Genomic DNA, 16,502 nt, shown 5'->3' with positions numbered 1-16,502 from the left:
CAGCGAGGTCGGTTCATGCTCGACTCCATCCATGCTCTTGCGTCCGAGATCGAACGTCGCTGGAGCAGCGCCGAGTACCGCTCGACGGATTTCGCCTCGATCGCGCACGACTGCCTGGCGCAGGCCGAGCTCCACGCGCGCTTCGACGAAGCAGAGATCTTGCGCTGGGCCATCGCCGCCGAACAGCTCCCCGAGCAGCATGATCTGCGGGGTGGCTTCGGACAACCACCGCTGACGCTCTGGCACGGGAGCCGCTTTTTCGTCGATCTTTACTTCTGGGTCACCCCGGAGACGGCCGTTCACGACCATGGCTTCACGGGCGCGTTCACGAACCTCCAGGGGAACAGCCTGCATTGCATGTACGGTTTCGATACGCACGCCACACCCGCGCCGAACCTGCGGCTGGGCTCGCTCGCGCTCACCGGCGTCGAATACCTCCAGCCCGGCTCCGTCAGGGCCATTGCCGGCGGGAGGGACTTCATCCATCAAGTGTGGCACGTGAGCCGTCCGACGATCACGCTCGTCGTCAGGACGTTCCACGAGGATGGATGGTCGCAGTTCGAATACCACCCCCCCGGCGTGGCAGCGCGCATCGAGACGTCGGCGGCCTTCACGCGACGTTTCCAGTTGCTCGAGTACCTGTCTCGGACCGATCATCCCAGCAAGGAGAGCCTCGCCGAAGAGCTGGTGCTGGGGGGTGACCCCTGGAGCAGCTTCTTTTATTTGACGAAAGTGTTCGCCGAGAGGAGCGCTCGCTCCTCACGCGACCCTGCATCTTTCGAACGGCTGCTTTCCCGGCTCACGGAGCGACATGGAGATTGGATACGGCACTTGGGTGACGCGATCCGTTCGACCGATCGACATGCCGGTATCCGCTGGGCGCGCCTTGCGGACCCGACGCAGCGGTTGGTCTTGGCGCTGCTCTCGAGCCTGGAGGACAGGACCTCGATAGAAGACTTCATCACGAAGCATTTCCCGGACGCGCAGCCCGACGCCTTCCTTTTCGAGGGATTGCGGGGTGCCAGAGAGGCACAAGGCATCACGCTCAATTTCTCCGAGGGACACTGGGCCATTCTCCGCAACATCCTCCGGGGCGCCACACCCGAGCAGATTGCCATGTCCCTGGGAGGTCGTGAAGCGCTGGGGGAGGCCCAGCTCGGTCGACTCGAAGCCATTTGCGCCGACCTCCGTCGTGTGCCGCTGCTTGCGCCGCTCTTCACGACACGCGCGGGTCGACGCTGACCTGGCGTCGACGATGCTGTTGTTTTCAGCAAACCCGGGCGTACTGATGCGGTCCTCGGCGGGATCTCGTCACCGCACGGCGCTCGCCGCGCCCGCGGTCGCGGCGCGGTAGGCGGCGAGGGCCTTTTGCCAGTCGGCGACGGCGTCCACCTGCCGGAGCGCGGCTTCGAGCGCGGCTTGCTCGCGCAAATTCACGAGGAGCAGCGTGCCTTCGCCAAGCTCGAAGCGCCGAAGCTCCTGCTCGGCGAGCTTGCGCGCGACATCGACCTCCGTGCGCGCCACCGTCGCCCGCTGCTCGGCCGCTGTGAGCGCCGAGGCCGCGTCGCGCACGTCGGCCACGACACGATCCCGCTGCAGCCGCGCCTGGGCCTCGATCCGCGAGACCTGCGCCGCCGCCGCTCGCTCGCGCCCGCTGGCGACACGGTTGAGCAGCGGGATGTCGACGACCACGGCCGCTTCGAGCACGGGCTTCGCTTGTTTGGGATCCCCCGGGCCGAGGTCCTGCGAGCCCACGATCACGAGGTCGATCGCGGGGCGCTTCTGGTTCTCGGCCCAGCGACGCTCGACCTCGGCTTGCTCTTTCTGCGCGTCGAGGCGCTTGAGCTCCGGCCTGCGCTCGACGGCCTCCCGCTCGTCCGCGCGGACCCGCGCGACGTCGAGCGGCGTGGGCTCGGGCAGGCGCTTCGGGAGCCGCGAGGCCTCGGGCAGGAGGGCCGAACCATCCGGGGCACGCAGGAAAAGCGAGACCTCGAGGGCCGCCTGTTCGAGCGCGCGCTGTGTGGAGACGACCTGCGCCCTGCGCTGGAGGATCACGCGCTGGTTCTCCTGTCGCTCGAACGCGGGGACGTCGCCTGCCTCCACGCGGCGCGCGAGCGCCTCGTCGCGCACGAGCGCGAGGTCGAGCCACGTGCGCGCGACGGCGATCCGCTGGCCCGCCGCGACCCAGTCCCAGTACCGGAACGAGGCGACACGCGTGGCCTCGATCCGCTGCTGATCGGCGCCCTGGGTCGCCGCGTCGACGCCGAGCTCGGCGCGCTGGAGGTTCGCCCGGCGCCGATCGATCGGGCCGTCGCGCCAGAGGTTGAGGCGCGCGCCGGCGCGCACCTCGCCATACTCGTTCGTCGCGAGCTTGCCGTCGTAGACCGGGAACTCCCCGCGGCCGATGCGGTAGCCGGCGAAGACGCTCGACCCCCACCACGGGAGCGGCTGCTCGACGAACGTGTCGATCCGCTGCGAGGGATACCCCCCGATCGGGATCACGGCCGCGGTCGTGCGCCAGGAAGGATCAAACCCGCCCGACGCCGTCATCCGATCGGCCTCGGCCGCGGCGCGCTCCTGCGCTGCCGCCAGGATGAGCGGGAAGCGTTGCTCGACCGAACGGACGAGCTCCTCCAGGCGCAGCTCGCCGGCGCTCGTCGAGGCCGTCGTCGCGGGGCCCTCGGGCGCCCGCGCGGACGTGGTCGCGTCCGTGGCCGCCGAGGGCGCTTGTCCCCTCGCGACGCCCGGCCACGCGAGCGCGAGCGCGAGCGCGAGGGTTCGTACGGGGCTCGTCACTTGCCGCCTCCCTTCTTCGTGTCGCCCTTGGACCCGTCCGCGGGCGGCGCGGGCCACTGGGGGGGAAAGCCGTTGAACTGGCGCCAGAGCTCGTAGCCGAGCGAGACACGGTCGAGCAGGATCCAGCCGTTCGCGCGCGTGCCTTGCCGCAGGTATTGCTTGCCGGGCCAGGGCGCGTCGCCGTCGGACACGACGACCACGCGGAACTTGCCGGCGCCGTCGTCCGTGGCGTCGACGAACGCGACCTTGCCGCCGTAGGTACCGACGGCGGCCGAGGGCCAGCCGGAGAACTGGATCGCGGGCCACCCCTCGAACTGCAGGCGCACCTTGCGCCCCGGCGTGACGAGGTTGACGTCGTTGCCGTCGACCCAGAGCTCGACGGCCACGTCGTCGGTGTCGGGGACGAGCATCGCGAGGACCTCGCCCGACTTGATCATCTCCCCGCCTTGTTTGGCGACGACCCGCAGGACCGTGCCCGCGCGCGGCGCCTTCACGCTCTGGGTGAGCTGCCGGGCGAGCCGCACCTCCATGCGCGCGAGCTCCGCGGTCGCCACCGCGATCTCGGCCTCGGCGGTGGCGCGCGACGCCGTGGCGTCGTTGATGGAGGCGCTCGCGTCGTTCTTGATCTTGGAGAGGTCCGCGGCGAGCGCAGCCTCCTCCGCGCGGGCCGCCGAGAGCGCGGCGCCGGCGCGATCCTCGTCGGTGCGCGCGCGCGCCTCCTCGAGCTCGGCGAGCTCGACCTGCCGCTTCGACGAGAGCCCCTCCTCGAAGAGCGAGCGCTGCCGGTTCAAGTGGAGCTCGGCCGTCTTGTGCGTGGCCCGCGTCGCGACGACCGTCTGCTCGGCGGCGCGCGTGCGATCCTTGGCCATCTTCACGCGGGACGAGGCCGCGGCGAGCGCGCTGTCGCGGGAGGACGCGAGCGACTCGATGCGGCCCGCGACGGCGCCGGTACGCGCGCGGGCCGCATCGATGCGCGCGTCGACCGCGGCCTTCTCGCGTTCGAGGCGCGGGACGATCTCGGGATCGTTGTCGGAGATGTCGGCGATCGGCGCGCCCTCCTCGACGTGGTCGCCTTCGTTCACGTACCAGCGGACGACGCGGCCCTCGACGGGCGCCTCGATCGTCTGCTGGCGGTCGAGCGGGGCGAAGGCGATCACCCGCCCGTGCGCGGGCGAGTTCTGCTGCCAGGGCACCACCACGAGGGCGACGGCGACGAGCACGAGCAGCGCGATCAGCATCCGCGCGATCGTGCGCGTCAGCCGCGGCGCCCGGACGAGGCGCAGCACGTCGCTCTCGCCTTCGAGGGCCATCGTCGGGTAGGGCTTCGGGCGTTCGGGCATGGGGATCTCGTTCTCTCGCATACGCCCGTTCAAGGGAGGTCTCCCGCGCGCAGGGGGCGCAGCCTGCCCGCGTCGAGCACGAAGATCTCGTCGCAGCTCCGGAGGAGGTCGCGGTCGTGCGTGACGACGAGCGCCGTCCATGGCGCCTTGGGGTCGAGCAGCGCGGCCTGGATCGCCTTGCGCGACGCGGGATCGAGCTCCGCGAGCGCCGTGTCGAGCACGACGAGGCGGGGCCTGCCGGCGATGGCGCGGGCCACGCAGAGGCGCATGGCCTGCCCGCGCGAGAGGGGGGACCCGCCCGTCGGCAGGTGCGTCTCGATCCCCTCGGGCAGGGCCGCGACGTACGCCCAGAGCCCCACCGCTTCGAGCGCCGCGCGGACGTCCCGGGTCTTCACCTCGGGCCGGCCCACGCGCACGTTCTCCGCGATCGTGCCGTCGAAGATCTCGACGTCGCGGAGGGGCGCGATGTCCTCCCGCAGCGAATCGAGATCGATGTCGCGCATATCCATGCCGTCGACGTCGATGCGCCCGCGCGTGGGCGCGCGCAGCCCGTACAAGATCTGGACGAGCGTGCTTTTCCCGGAGCCGCTCGGGCCGACGACGGCCACCCGCGCGCCGGGCGCAAGGCTGAGCGAGACGTCCTCGAGGACCGGCTCCTTGCCCGGATAGCCGAACGTGACGTCGACGAGCCGCACGCGCGCGCCCTTCTCGCTCGGCGGGACCTGCGCGCCGCCGGGCACTTCGAGGGGCAAATCGACGAGCTGACCGAGTTTGTCCACGCCCGCGAGCAGGTCGTAAAAGCTCTCCAGCGTCTTGCCGAACTTCGCGATGCCGGCCACGACCGTGGTCACGATGAGCTCCGCCGCGACGAGCTGGCCGAGCGTGAGTTTACCGACCATGACGAGCCAGCCGCCGACCCCGAGCAGCGCGGCGCTGGCGGTCGCCTGCACCACGAGGGACCCCACGATCTGGCGAAACAGCACCTTCCAGTGCTTCTGGCGCGCGCCGAGCCACGTGTGGAGCAGGTCCTCGGCGCGGGCGCGCGCGAAGCCCGCGGCGCCCCCCGAGCGGAACGCGGCCGGGTGGCGCGCCATCTCCTCCAGCCACGCCGCGACCGCGTACTTCGCCTTCGACTCCTTCACGGCGGTGTGCACCGCGCCGCGCCCGAGCCCGAGCAACACGAACGACACGGCGATGACGAGCGCGACGTCGAACGCGAGCAGGAGCGGGTGGTAAAACGCGAGCACGAGCATGCCCACGGCCGTCTGCAAGAGGATGGAGACGCCGTCGACGAGGAGCGTCGCGGCGCCCTTCTGCACCGTGAGCACGTCGAAGAAGCGATTCACGAGCTCCGGCCCGTACGCCTCCCCGAGCGCGTCCGATCGGACGCGCGGCAACCGGTGCGCGAGGTCCACCGCGACCCGCACGAAGATGCGCTGCTGGATACGCTCGACGACCCACGCCCAGAGCGCGCGCAGGATGCCGGCGAACGCGAGCCCCACGAAGACCAGCAAGGTCAGGACGACGAGGGGCTGGAGCATCCCGCCGAACGCGACCGTGTTCACCAGCGCCTGCACGCCGATGGGCGCGGCGAGCGACACGATGCCGACGCCGATCGCGTACACGAGCGCGACGCCGATGTCGTCGCGTTCGAGGCGGAGCAAGGAGACGAGCCTCTTCCACGGCGAGGGCGCGCCGGGGCCGTGACCCCCGCCGCCGCCTCCGAGCGCCCGCAAGGGTTCGAGGGGATCGGCGATGGCCCACGTCACGGCCTCGGCCTGGCTCGCCGCGCCCACGAGCGCCGCGAGCCTCTCGGGCCCGGCCCACGTGGGCTTGGCCGCGCCGCCCGCGGGCACCACGAACACCGCGCCGGGGCGCTGCGCGACGATGCCCACGGCGTACACGGGTCCGTTCGCGCCGGCCGCCAGCGACACCGCCGGCGCGAGCGCGCGCGCGCCGGCCACGGCGTCCACGCTCGATCGGCGGAGGGTGCGGATGCGCAGGCCGACCGTGGCGCCCGCGCGCGAGAGCTCGTCGAACCAGGCCTCCGGTCCCACGAACGCCTTCTCCTGCCGGGCCTCGTCGAGCGCGCGGCGCGCCGTGGAGCGGTCGACCTCGACGCTCGAGTTCTTGCCGAGGAACTCGAGCGCCTGGAGCAGGGGCTCCGTAAGGTCGGCATCGCAGGCGGCCTTCACCGCGGCCGAGCGCTCGTCCGAGGACGGAGGCGGGGGCGCTTCCAGTGTCTCCGACGGCGGGGGAAACGAGGGACGGGGAGGGGGCGGGACGATGTCCGGGTGGGTCACGGGTGCCCCGCCCTTTTCACCTCCCGTGCCAGCCGCGGACGAGCCTCCCGCCGCCCATTCTGCGGGGCTTCGCCCCTGACGCGGTGCGACGCCCGATCCCAGGTGCGACCTTGTGTCGCACGGGGAAGGTCACTCTTCCTCGCCGAGCCAACGCTGGATCGTGCGGCGGTTGATCCCGAGCGCGGCCGCGGCGCGGACCTTGTTGCCGCCGAAGCGCTCGAGCACGTGCCTCACATAGGCGCGGTCCACCTCGTCGAGGGTCATCATACGTTCGGCGGCGCTCGCGAAGAGGTCGGGCGTGCTCGGCTTCTGGACCGTGGGCGGCAGATCATCGGGGCTGATCCACTCGTCCTGGGCGAGGGCCACCGCGCGTTCGACCGCGTTCTCCAGCTCGCGCACGTTGCCCGGCCAGTCGTAGGCCATGAGCACACGCGCCGCCGCGCCCGAAAACCCCTGGAGCGAGCGCTCCGCGCGCGCCTTCGCGCGCCCGAGGAAGTGCTCGGCGAGCGGCAGGATGTCCTCGGGCCGGTCACGCAGGGGCGGGATCGCGATCTCGATGACGGCGAGCCGATAGAAGAGATCCTCGCGGAACCGGCCCTCCTTTACGGCCTTGCGCAGGTCGTGGTTCGTCGCGGCCACCACGCGCACGTCGACGGGCGCGCTGCGCGTCGCGCCGAGCGGCCGGACCTCGCGCTCTTCGAGCACCCGCAGGATCTTCGCCTGGAGCACGAGCGGAAGATCGCCGATCTCGTCGAGGAAGAGCGTGCCCCCGTCCGCCTCGACGAAGATGCCCTTCTTGTCCTGCCGCGCGTCCGTGAAGGCGCCCTTTTTGTACCCGAAGAGCTCGCTCTCCAGGAGCGTCTCAGGGATCGCCGCCGCGTTCACGGCGACGAAGGGGGCCTCCTTGCGCCGGCTCGCCTCGTGGAGCGCGCGCGCGACGAGCTCCTTGCCGCTGCCGCTCGGCCCCGTGACGAGCACCGTCGCCGGGGAATCGGCGACGCGCCGCACGACGCTCGTGATGTCCGCGAGCGCGCGGCTCTTGCCGATGATGCCGCGCAGCGCGCTCTCGGTCGCGAGCGCCCCGCGCAGCGCCTCGACCTCGCCCCGGAGCCGCCGGGCCTCCATGGCCCGATCGAGCGCGACGCCGAGGACCGCCGGCTCGACGGGCTTCGTGAGGAAATCGTACGCCCCTTGGCGCACGGCGCGGACCGCGATCTCGATGCTGCCGAAGGCGGTGATCGCGAGGATCACGATGCGCGGGTCGGCCTTGCGGGTCCACTCGATGAGGTCGATGCCGCTGCCGTCCGGGAGGCGCATGTCGGTCAGGAGGATTTCGATGTCGTCGCCCGCCTCGATCCGCGCGCGGCCCTCGGCGATCGTGGCGGCCCGGGAGGCGCGTAGGCCGCGCTTTTCGGCGATGCCGACGAAGAGCTCGGCGAGGGGGGCGTCGTCTTCCACCACGAGTAGGTTCATCGGGGGGCGCTTCGTGGTTTCCATCCGGTCCTCGTGGCGTTCGAGTGTGGCACGGCGCGGCCGGTTCACCCTTCGAGAACGGTTCTGGCACACCTGACCCGGCGTACCTCGCGGGATCCGCGTCCGGCTGGCGATGGAGCGGCATCGTTGGCGCGGGTTGGTGCCACTTCAGATCGCGTGGCCGCCCTTTCCGCTCGGGATTACGCGTCGAGGGACTCGACCTCGAAGGCGCTCAGGCGCGACGGGGAGGGCAAGAAGCAGGGCATTGAGGGGCGCCGTGGCGTGGAGCGATGCCGAGCGGATCACCATGCACCGGCTGCTCGGGTATTCTCCGCGGCAGATCGCGGGCGATGACGTGCTGGATGGCGCCTTGACGGCGGTGCAATCGGCGGCCGACGGCGGCGTGATGCCGTCGCCGGCGCCCGGGGACGAGCTGTGCAGGCTCATGGGCGAGGTCGTGGAGATCGAGGGGAAGATCAAGGAGAAGTGGGATCCGATCCTCGCGGCCGCAGTGGGGAATCTGCGCGTGGATGCGGTGCGGGGGATGATGGCGCTTTACATGGATGGGCGGCACCTCGTCGTGGGGCAGATCGCGGCGCTGATACGGGTAGGCCTCTTTCGAGATCCTTTCTCTACCGGGATTACGGTCCAGTCGCCGTAAGCTTGTTCCTCCTCCAACGAACGCGGACCGGTCGTGCGCATCGTGGCTTCTACCGCCTGATCGAGCGAACCGCCTAGGCGCAAGCCAGCCCGGTGGGTGGATGACACTCGCGTTCGTCGCTCACATGTTGCTCATTGAAATGTGCACACGAGTGAACAGGATTGTACCTATAACGGAGGGTCATGAAGCGAAGAATAGGCGTTGTTACTCATGTCCTGAGTCTGGTTGTTGCGGCGATGCTTCTTGGTGCGCCGACATATGCTGAAGCGACAACGATTCAGAGCGGCACAATCCCCAATAATTACACCGTAAATGCGGGCGCATGGGCTTTGTATACTGAAAACGGATTGCGCACGTTTGTGCAGCACATCAATTTCTCCGCGGTGTTCGCAACGGCCCCGACAGTCATTGTTTCCATCAGTGGCCTGGATTCCGCTACCACGCCGACAAGTGTTCGTCTGGGTGTCGAAGCGTTAAACGTAACGCCCAGCGGCTTCGACCTCCGCTACGGGACCTGGGCGGACTCCGTGGTATACGGCGCGACGGTGAGCTGGGTGGCTTATAGTCCGTGACGGCCGCTTCCACGTCCACTTCACGCCGACAGGCGTCTCCTGGCTGAACCTCGTCGAGCACTTCTTCGCCGGGCTGACCGAGGAGATGGATTTGAGTGAGGCGTTCATCGACGGACGTTCGTGAGCGCCAAAAAGTCACGCTCGTCGAGCGAACGCGCGATAACTGCTTCCTCGCCCAGCTCCCCAAGCGCCTCATCGGCAACAAGGCCTACGACAGCGACGCGCTCGACACGTGGCCGCGGAGGAGCGGGGGATCGAGCTGATTGCGCCCAATCGATCGAATCGCAAACGCCCTACCCAAGACCTCCGCCCGCTCCGCCGATACAAGCTCCGCTGGAAGGTAGAGCGCCTCTTCGCCTGGCTCTAGAGCTTCTGCCGCATTTGGGTACGATACGAACGCCACAACTTCCGCGGCTTCGTCCACCTCGGATGCATCGTCCTGTTCATCAGGAGGCTCCTGGACGGTTTATAAGATGAGTTCTAGGCCCTCTCTTCGAGTGTTACGACGGTATTCTTCGCATTCGATCGCGGCCCTCCCTGCACGACGATGCTCGTCATGAACAACTCTGGATGGTAGTCCGCCAAGAAATGCTCGATCATCTTTCCGAGCGGAGTCTGCCTCCCGACGTCCACGGACAGGCTACCCGACACCAGCGACGAGAGGGTTTCGACGCCTGGGATATTGGTAATCCAAGCGGTGCCTTGATTGATGATGCCGGCCCCCTCGATCGTTCTGAGCGGCAAGGTCCCCTGGTTGTGGTAGGCTTCAATCTTCCTGAAAGCAAACTCGAGGATGTCGCTCGCATGATATTTGACCTTCTTTGGTCTCTCGATTTCTCCGATGGAGAACGTCGCGGTCGATATATCGTAGCTCACCGTCAGGATGTTCTTGAATGTGCAAACGATCCGCGTCCTCGTCCGCTGAACGACGCTCAACCCTTGCTTCGGCGTGTAGTCCTTGGCCACCTCGTCGATCATGTCGTCATTCCGCTTGCCCCGGCGTGGCAATTCGGAGCTGCCAAACAAGTGCTCTCGCAAGTAGAATGTGCTCCAGGCCATAGCGCCGAGGGTCGCAACGGTCGCCAGCAACGGTTGTGCTGCGCCTTCACCCGCCGAAGGCGGCGCTCCGGCAGCCCCGGCGAGCCGCCCAGCGGCCACTGGATGAGGCGGCGGCACCTTCCCCGCTCCCGCGGCATGCGGCACCGTCGCCGCGTGGGGCACCTTGGGCTGCGCCACCGTCGCTGCGTGCGGCGGTGGCGCCTTTCCCGAACAACGCCGCGGCAAGTTTGGCTGCGTCACGCTGCTCGAGCTCGGTGGCTGGCTCCCGAACGGCCTCCTCGGCTGCGCCACCGTGGCCGGGTGCGGGGCGTTCGACCGCGCCACCGTGGCCGGGTGCGGTCGCAGGCCTCTCCCTGCGACCGTCGCTGCCGGCGGCACCCGCGGCTGCGCCGCCAGCAGCCTCGGCTCTCTCGCTAGATCGTCGAGCTTCTTCGGGGGAATCGGCGGCATGGTCCTACCAGGAGCTTCCCCATGTTCCTTCGCAGATATACGCTTGGTCAAATTCCCGACGTGAGTTGCTACCTTGCTGCGCGTTCTCGGCTTGCTGCGTGAGACGGAGAGGTCCTGATGTTCACGCTCCCGCCCGCGCTGCGCATCTATGTGCTGAGGCTGACTCCGCCATGCCTCCTGCGACCGATCGCATCAACGCCGAGACGATGCCACGGCGGCCGCCCCTGGCGGACCGCACGGGAGACCATGCCAAACGCGATCTTGTCTGCCAATCCAGAGGCCACAACCCATCACGGCGGCCATAGCCCAGACCAGAGCATCTTCACCGGCGTGGGCGACGCAGAACGGGTTGTTCGCGCGAGCTTCGCGGAGCATGCTTACCTACGTCATCATCCGCGGCTATCTCCGGTCGACCGCATGATCTTCCGGCGGATCGTGCGCGACCCCATTTCGGATGGGATTTTCGAATTGACGCGCCCGAGACGCCCCGGAATGAGAGCGCCACGAGGGGATGCCGCTGGAAGTGACGCATCGCTCGCTCGTGACGCCAGACTTCCAGACCTTGTGGGCCGATTCGTCGGTGTCCCGTTTCTCGAAGAAACACCGGAGCATCGACAGGTAGCGCATCGGCTGCTGGCGAACGAACCAGAAGGGCGTGGTACTACGCGTGACCTCGCAGAGCCACCAAGACAGATCCTCTGCCTTCCGTTTCGCCCCCCAAGCTTGAAAGACAGCCGGCGTGATTCGCACCAGGCTATGCCGCGGCACGCTTGCGCGCGAAGACTTCGACGACGACATTGGACGCGATACGGTGTAGTTCCTCGGCCGCGCGGGTTGTTTCCTCGGGAGTCGCGGCGAAGCCCCGGAAGACGTCTCGCCCCTCGGCGTCGATGAGCCCCTCTCGGACGTAAATGCACCCATCGCTCCCGAGCGCGAGCGGATGCACGATCGCCCAGAGGAGCAAGCCCCCGACCCCAAACGTATGGGCCTCGTCGGCACGCAGCGCATAGCCCACGAACACCGAACGGCCCGGCGGCGGAGCGTTCTCGAACGCGAAATAGAGAATGCCATCGCTGGCGAGCGCAAACGCCGTGGCCAACTCCGCAGGTTCGTCGGCCTTATGGGTGCTGCTCGTGGTTTTCGTGCTCATGTTGCTCTCTCCTCGCCCCCTTCTGCGGGTCGCTTGTGTCGAAAGGGAGCGAGATGCTCGCCCCTTCAGGAGACAAACAATGGGCGAGCGGGCACGAGGTAACTCGGGCGCTGTCGTTTTGTGGGAGAGTGTCGTACCCGAGAGGCGGGTATCAGTTGATGAGGTAAAACGGGTAGAGGCAGCAGAAGGTGACGGCTCTCGTCATGTCCTTCTTGGCCTCGCCCTTCGGCGCTCCGCCTGTCGCGGCGCACGTGCCGGACACGTATTCGAGGTCGGTGATCGCCTTGCCGGCGAGTGCGTGCCCCGGGGGAACCGTGTCCAGACACCGATCATGGGGAGACAACATGCCGAACTGCTCCGATTGAGAGGAGCAGACCGGACCCTCATAGAGGTGTACCGATGCCGTGCATGCGCTCCCCTCGGACGGCCCGCATTCGCACGCCTCGCAGGCGCGCTCGTCGATGACGGCATCCTCGGGGTACATCTCGTACCGGGCCCAGTTGTAGTTGTCCGGGCAGGGCACGTCGGTGCCTTCACGAACGACACACTGGAGAAAGCCGGGCCCGGGATCACTCACGCAGTACCGCGTGCCCGCATCCTTCGGGGCGCAGGCGTCATCATCCGTGTTGTTCATGCACGCGACGCCCGCGAGTTTCCACTCCCTCGTCTTGGTGAAAGCAGGCGTCTCGCTCTTGGGGCTGCACCCCTCCTCGTTGGTCGGTCCGGGGAGCGGTGAAACCCACACAGACTGGGCACACGGCTCCGCGCCGCACTGGGCACCGGCCGGAAGGGCGTTTTCGCTCGTGCAGGAGCCATCCCAACCGGCCGGAGCATCAAAAGGGAGGCTGGCAGCCCCGCTTTCCCCGCACGCCCCCGCGCGGATCTCGAACTTCTCCGGCAGGGCTTTGCACGCGCCGGTCGAGGGGCCGCATTCACAAGGCTCGCACGCGGCGGCAGGGGCGTCGAGCTCCGCGAAGAGGCGCCATTTCTCAGCCGAGGCACCTTCTGGACACTCCGGAGGTTCTGCCATCGCGTTTGGCGGGTACACGAGGAGCGAGACCGCGACCTCCGACCAGTAGCCGGCGTTTCCGCTGGGCACCGGGACGCACCGACCAGGACACGCCGATTGACCCGCGTCGGGTTCGGTGGGACCGGCTTCTGCGTCGGTCCCGGCGTCGGTCCCAGCGTCAAGACACTCGTGGGATGGCAAAAAGGCGTTCGGATCGCATTCCGCCCGGTTGAACTCATACGGAGCGGTGCATGCGCCAAGAACGACCGTCAGCACAACAAAAACGCCATATCGCACGGCTAGAACTCCAACCGACCGGCGATGTTTGCGCCGATCATTATCGGTGGTTGTTTCAAAATTATAGTTTCGCCGACAACAATTCCGAGTCCTCGCGTGAGCGCGAGCAGGTCGGCGGAAGCATCAAGAGCGAAGCTACCAGCTACTGGGATGATGCCTCCGAGCCGCAGCCCACCACCCGGTCGAAAGTTGACGTAGGATGCCGGCTTGTAGGTCTGACTCGGGACGTCAATGTTGATTACGCCCAAATGCCCGAGGGCGCAGCCGAAGATCCACTTGTAGTGCCCGCACACACTCGCGATGCCGCCCGCTGTCATCGCACTGATGGGGCGGTCCGCCACGCCCGTGGTCAGCCATGCCGCACGTGCCTCCAACCCGAGCGATACATAATCGTTGGGCTTCACGCCTCCTGCGAGCGTTGCCCCCACGGCAGGCATCCAGGAAGCCACGCCAAACACCACCACCGGCCCCGCCCCCACGAAGCCGCGCAACCCCTTTTTCTCGCCTGCGTTTGCAGGTTCCTTGGGCTGATCGTCGTACGCGAACGGGTCTTCCTGCTTCGTGAACGCCGGACCTGACACGACGGTCGGCAACGTCGCGGTCGAGTCCTTCTCCGGCACGAACACCGCCGGCTCCTCCGCGCGCGCCGTCAGGGGAACGGAAACCTTCATGTCCTTCCCCTTCACGGCCGTGAACTTCACGACCGCCTCCTCGAATCCGTCGAGCGTCGCCCGGATCTCGTGCTCTCCTCCCGCCACGAACGTCCAGAAGGCCGAACGCCCCGCATCGTTCCGATCAATGCCGTCCACCGTCACACGCGCGCCCGCGTGAGAGACGAATATCTCGACCCACGAGCCATGAGCGCGCGCCACCTCGTGCGCCTCGAAGAAGCGCCTGCGCTCTGCACGCTCCGCGGGCGTCGTCGCCGGGGCCTGATGGAGCGCGTAGAGCAGAAGCTCGGCGGCATCCTCGGGCCTGCCGCCCTCGACCAGCACGAGCCCGAGACGCCCCGAGACGAGCGGATCGGACCGCACGTTGAGCGCCTGGCGGTACGCCTTGGCAGCTTCCCGCAGCCGCCCCGCGGCGCGCTCGCGGTCCGCGAGCTGCGCGAACGCCTGGAACCGTAGCTCCACGTCCGCCTCGGGGCTCTCGTCGGTGGCGCTGGGGAGACGGCTCTGCGCCCGCGCCGCGGGCGACGCGAGAAGCAAGATCGAACAGCACACGATCGCGCGCATGGGGCTCGATCTTTAGCACACCCGGAGGCTCGGATCCTAGTGCGACGTATCCGCGGACGAACCCTTCGGGTCCGCAGACAAACCGCTCGTGGGGCGGCCTTGCTTGTCGCTGTCGACGAGGGGACGCCGCGGCGTGTGCGTCTGCTTCTTCGGCGTGGGTGGTTCCATGACCGGCACGGGTGAACCAGCGTGCTCGAACGACGGCGCTGGCTCCGCGGCGTCCGTCGCCGCGTGCGCGACGTCCGTGGCGGAGGCTGCCACGACGCGCGCCGCGCCCGCGGCCACGGCGTGAAGCTCGCCGTCAGGCCCGCGCGGCGGGAGCGCGAGCGACGCGAACACCATGGCCATGAGCATCGCCCACAGGTGGCCGAGTCGCTGAAACCAGTCGAAGAGCAGCACGAGCAGGGGAGGCGGGACGGAGAAGAGATCGTCGCCGAAACGCTCCCGCAACGTCTCGCGCGCGCGAGAGAGCGCCATCTTCGCCGCGTCCTCGGAGATTCCCAGCTTCGCCCCGGCCTCGTCGTGCGAATGCCCTTGGACGCACACCATCCACAAGACTGCGGCTTGGGAGGGGGGCAGGTCTTCGATAGCATCCATCACCTTGTGAAGGGCCTGCTTCAACTGCGCCGCGCGCTCGGGCGAGGGCTCCGACGTCGCGAACTTGGCCACGCGCCCAGCATCGGATTCGAACACCTGCTGGTGCCGGCGCGTGATCCGGCGCGCTGTCCCCATTACGTTCCGCGTGATCGTCACGACCCACGGCTTCATGCCGTCCGGGTGCGGGGCGTAGTTGGGGAGGTCGCCGAGCGCGTTGGTGATCACCTGCTGTTCCTTGTCGTCCGCGGAGTCGCGCGTGCGCGCCTTGTCGCTCCGGACGATGCGCCGGACATCGAGCCGCAAGCCGAGGAGCTCGGCGCGTCGGCGGCGTAAATCGGGTTTGGACGATCCCATGCCTACAAACAACGCGCGGGGAAGCGTGAGGTAACAGAAAATCGACGCGGCCCCGTCGGCGCTAGGCGAGCTGGCGTTTTACCGTACAAACGTATCAGCGTTCGGCCCGTCAAGTTGGCCGTCGCCCCGTCGCAATCCAGCCAAGATCCGCGGGGTTGGCGAGCTGCCGAAGGGCGAGCGCCGGAAGCTTCGGAAGGAACTCGAAGGGCGCACGCACGAGCCCCTGACGTCACCAACACCCGTGGGGTCGGAGGAAGGGACGGTTTTTTACCGAGAAGGCGGGGCTTCGATCGGTCGCGCCAGCGCAATCGCGAAGGCCACGTCCGAAGGGCTCGGCGTCATCGCCGCGCGACGCTCGATCGCTCGCGCGAGCTCGTGGAGCGGAACCCCGTCGTCCAAGGCCGTCCTCGCGATTCGGGCCGCTTCTTCATCGGGAATGTCGAGCCGCCGCGAGCATAGGAGGAGAAGGTCGCCCGCGCCGAGTTCGACGGCGAATCGGTCGATACCGACCCCCGATGAGGCGAGTGCCCCGAGGCCGTTGACCATGATGTTGAGCGGGATCTGCGCAGGGTCGATGTCGCGGAATTGCGGCGTGCGATTTCCGACGAGGTGCATGTAGTGCTCGACCACGAGATTCTCGAAATGGTCGGCGCCTGCCCGGAAGAGGAGCGCTCGCCCGATCCCCACGTGCGCTCCAAGCACGCGAGCGCCGTCCAGTCGCGTGGCGGTGCACCCGGCCAGGAGGCTGGCCGGGGAATGCTTCGGGGGACCGGCAAGCTCCCTGTCGATATCGGCAAACAGGGAGGCGAGCTCACGCGCCGCTCGATCCCCCGCGTCCGCCGCGTGCTTCTCGTATTCGATGTCGGCAGCTCGTGCCACCCCGCCCGTCCAGCGCGCGAGGTCCGGAGCGCCATCCGCGGCCCCCACGAACCTGGCCTCCGCGGCAGAGGTCGAGCCTCGCGCCAGAAGCCCGCGCACGGTCAATCGCGCGCCGAGCCACCCCGTGCCGTGTCCGCCCGGCCCGTCCGAGACAACGAGCAATCCCTCTCGGGCTCCGGCGGCGACATCAACTGTCTCGCTGCCGCGCGAAGCGCACAGACCCAGGGTCCACTCGATCGTGAGGGCGGTGGGGTCGTGTTCGGCCATTGGTGCCATCAGAGCCCAGCAGGACCTGCTCGGTCAAGTGCATGGCCCGTTTGTCCAAGA

13 protein-coding genes and 1 pseudogene are annotated in these 16,502 nt (G+C 68.3%); 4 read left to right on the top strand and 10 right to left on the bottom strand.

Annotation, left to right across the window (positions count from 1 at the left end):
* The first annotated feature begins 15 nt into the window (after positions 1-15).
* Positions 16-1,242, top strand: a complete 1,227-nt coding sequence (locus QHF89_RS18140) for a cupin domain-containing protein (protein ID WP_136970702.1) — start codon at positions 16-18, stop codon at positions 1,240-1,242.
* Between the two features lie 69 nt (positions 1,243-1,311).
* On the opposite strand, the gene QHF89_RS18135 is transcribed toward QHF89_RS18140, so the two are convergent.
* The 4 genes from QHF89_RS18135 to QHF89_RS18120 all read right to left on the bottom strand — a co-directional run bounded on the left by QHF89_RS18135 (position 1,312) and on the right by QHF89_RS18120 (position 7,912).
* The gene (locus QHF89_RS18135) at positions 1,312-2,796 is read right to left on the bottom strand and encodes a TolC family protein (protein ID WP_284720638.1); all 1,485 of its coding nucleotides are present in this window, start codon (positions 2,794-2,796) and stop codon (positions 1,312-1,314) included.
* On the bottom strand, positions 2,793-4,136 hold the full coding sequence (locus tag QHF89_RS18130; RefSeq protein ID WP_136970704.1) for an HlyD family secretion protein: 1,344 nt from the start codon (positions 4,134-4,136) through the stop codon (positions 2,793-2,795). The genes QHF89_RS18135 and QHF89_RS18130 overlap by 4 nt, the downstream gene beginning before the upstream one ends.
* 29 nt (positions 4,137-4,165) lie before the next feature.
* Positions 4,166-6,439: a peptidase domain-containing ABC transporter gene (locus tag QHF89_RS18125; RefSeq protein ID WP_284720637.1), complete on the bottom strand. Its 2,274-nt coding sequence runs from the start codon at positions 6,437-6,439 to the stop codon at positions 4,166-4,168.
* Positions 6,440-6,568: 129 nt separating this feature from the next.
* Entirely contained in the window at positions 6,569-7,912 is a 1,344-nt protein-coding gene (locus QHF89_RS18120; RefSeq protein WP_136970705.1) for a sigma-54-dependent transcriptional regulator, read from the bottom strand.
* 277 nt (positions 7,913-8,189) lie between these two features.
* Between QHF89_RS18120 and QHF89_RS18115 the strand changes: the two genes are divergently transcribed.
* The 3 genes and pseudogenes from QHF89_RS18115 to QHF89_RS18105 form a co-directional block, all read left to right on the top strand.
* On the top strand, positions 8,190-8,573 hold the full coding sequence (locus QHF89_RS18115; RefSeq protein ID WP_136970706.1) for a hypothetical protein: 384 nt from the start codon (positions 8,190-8,192) through the stop codon (positions 8,571-8,573).
* Between the two features lie 182 nt (positions 8,574-8,755).
* Positions 8,756-9,145 (top strand): H-type lectin domain-containing protein, encoded by a 390-nt coding sequence (locus QHF89_RS18110; protein WP_136970707.1) that lies wholly within the window; start codon positions 8,756-8,758, stop codon positions 9,143-9,145.
* Positions 9,146-9,276: 131 nt separating this feature from the next.
* Positions 9,277-9,617, top strand: a pseudogene (locus QHF89_RS18105) (transposase); the annotation flags it as partial.
* 8 nt (positions 9,618-9,625) lie between these two features.
* On the opposite strand, the gene QHF89_RS18100 reads toward QHF89_RS18105, so the two are convergent.
* The 6 genes from QHF89_RS18100 to QHF89_RS18075 all read right to left on the bottom strand — a co-directional run bounded on the left by QHF89_RS18100 (position 9,626) and on the right by QHF89_RS18075 (position 16,442).
* Entirely contained in the window at positions 9,626-10,123 is a 498-nt protein-coding gene (locus QHF89_RS18100) for a hypothetical protein (protein WP_136970708.1), read from the bottom strand.
* Between the two features lie 1,285 nt (positions 10,124-11,408).
* A complete protein-coding gene (locus tag QHF89_RS18095; protein ID WP_136970709.1) occupies positions 11,409-11,804 on the bottom strand; it encodes a hypothetical protein in 396 nt (131 codons plus the stop codon).
* A gap of 151 nt (positions 11,805-11,955) precedes the next feature.
* Positions 11,956-12,438 (bottom strand): hypothetical protein, encoded by a 483-nt coding sequence (locus tag QHF89_RS18090; protein ID WP_136970710.1) that lies wholly within the window; start codon positions 12,436-12,438, stop codon positions 11,956-11,958.
* A 674-nt stretch (positions 12,439-13,112) separates the two neighbouring features.
* Positions 13,113-14,243 carry a peptidase associated/transthyretin-like domain-containing protein gene (locus tag QHF89_RS18085; RefSeq protein WP_136970711.1) on the bottom strand — a complete coding sequence of 377 codons (1,131 nt, stop codon included), beginning with the start codon at positions 14,241-14,243 and terminating at the stop codon, positions 13,113-13,115.
* 138 nt (positions 14,244-14,381) lie between these two features.
* Entirely contained in the window at positions 14,382-15,296 is a 915-nt protein-coding gene (locus QHF89_RS18080; protein ID WP_136970712.1) for an RNA polymerase sigma factor, read from the bottom strand.
* Positions 15,297-15,563: 267 nt separating this feature from the next.
* The gene (locus QHF89_RS18075) at positions 15,564-16,442 is read right to left on the bottom strand and encodes a hypothetical protein (RefSeq protein WP_136970713.1); all 879 of its coding nucleotides are present in this window, start codon (positions 16,440-16,442) and stop codon (positions 15,564-15,566) included.
* Positions 16,443-16,502: the final 60 nt, after the last annotated feature.

Origin of the sequence: Polyangium sorediatum, assembly GCF_029946465.1 — a bacterium.
GTDB classification, from domain to species: domain Bacteria; phylum Myxococcota_A; class Polyangia; order Polyangiales; family Polyangiaceae; genus Polyangium; species Polyangium fumosum.
The sequence above is the reverse complement of the archived record's forward strand: the minus strand, read 5'-3'. Positions and strand labels throughout refer to the sequence as shown.

Excerpts from the sequence above, each read along its gene's own strand:
- QHF89_RS18120 (WP_136970705.1), bottom strand. The coding sequence starts at position 7,912 with ATGAACCTACTCGTGGTGGAAGACGACGCCCCCCTCGCCGAGCTCTTC.
- QHF89_RS18110 (WP_136970707.1), top strand. The coding sequence starts at position 8,756 with ATGAAGCGAAGAATAGGCGTTGTTACTCATGTCCTGAGTCTGGTTGTT.
- QHF89_RS18090 (WP_136970710.1), bottom strand. The coding sequence starts at position 12,438 with ATGAACAACACGGATGATGACGCCTGCGCCCCGAAGGATGCGGGCACG.
- QHF89_RS18140 (WP_136970702.1), top strand. The coding sequence starts at position 16 with ATGCTCGACTCCATCCATGCTCTTGCGTCCGAGATCGAACGTCGCTGG.
- QHF89_RS18075 (WP_136970713.1), bottom strand. The coding sequence starts at position 16,442 with ATGGCCGAACACGACCCCACCGCCCTCACGATCGAGTGGACCCTGGGT.
- QHF89_RS18100 (WP_136970708.1), bottom strand. The coding sequence starts at position 10,123 with ATGATCGACGAGGTGGCCAAGGACTACACGCCGAAGCAAGGGTTGAGC.
- QHF89_RS18095 (WP_136970709.1), bottom strand. The coding sequence starts at position 11,804 with ATGAGCACGAAAACCACGAGCAGCACCCATAAGGCCGACGAACCTGCG.
- QHF89_RS18130 (WP_136970704.1), bottom strand. The coding sequence starts at position 4,136 with ATGCCCGAACGCCCGAAGCCCTACCCGACGATGGCCCTCGAAGGCGAG.
- QHF89_RS18080 (WP_136970712.1), bottom strand. The coding sequence starts at position 15,296 with ATGGGATCGTCCAAACCCGATTTACGCCGCCGACGCGCCGAGCTCCTC.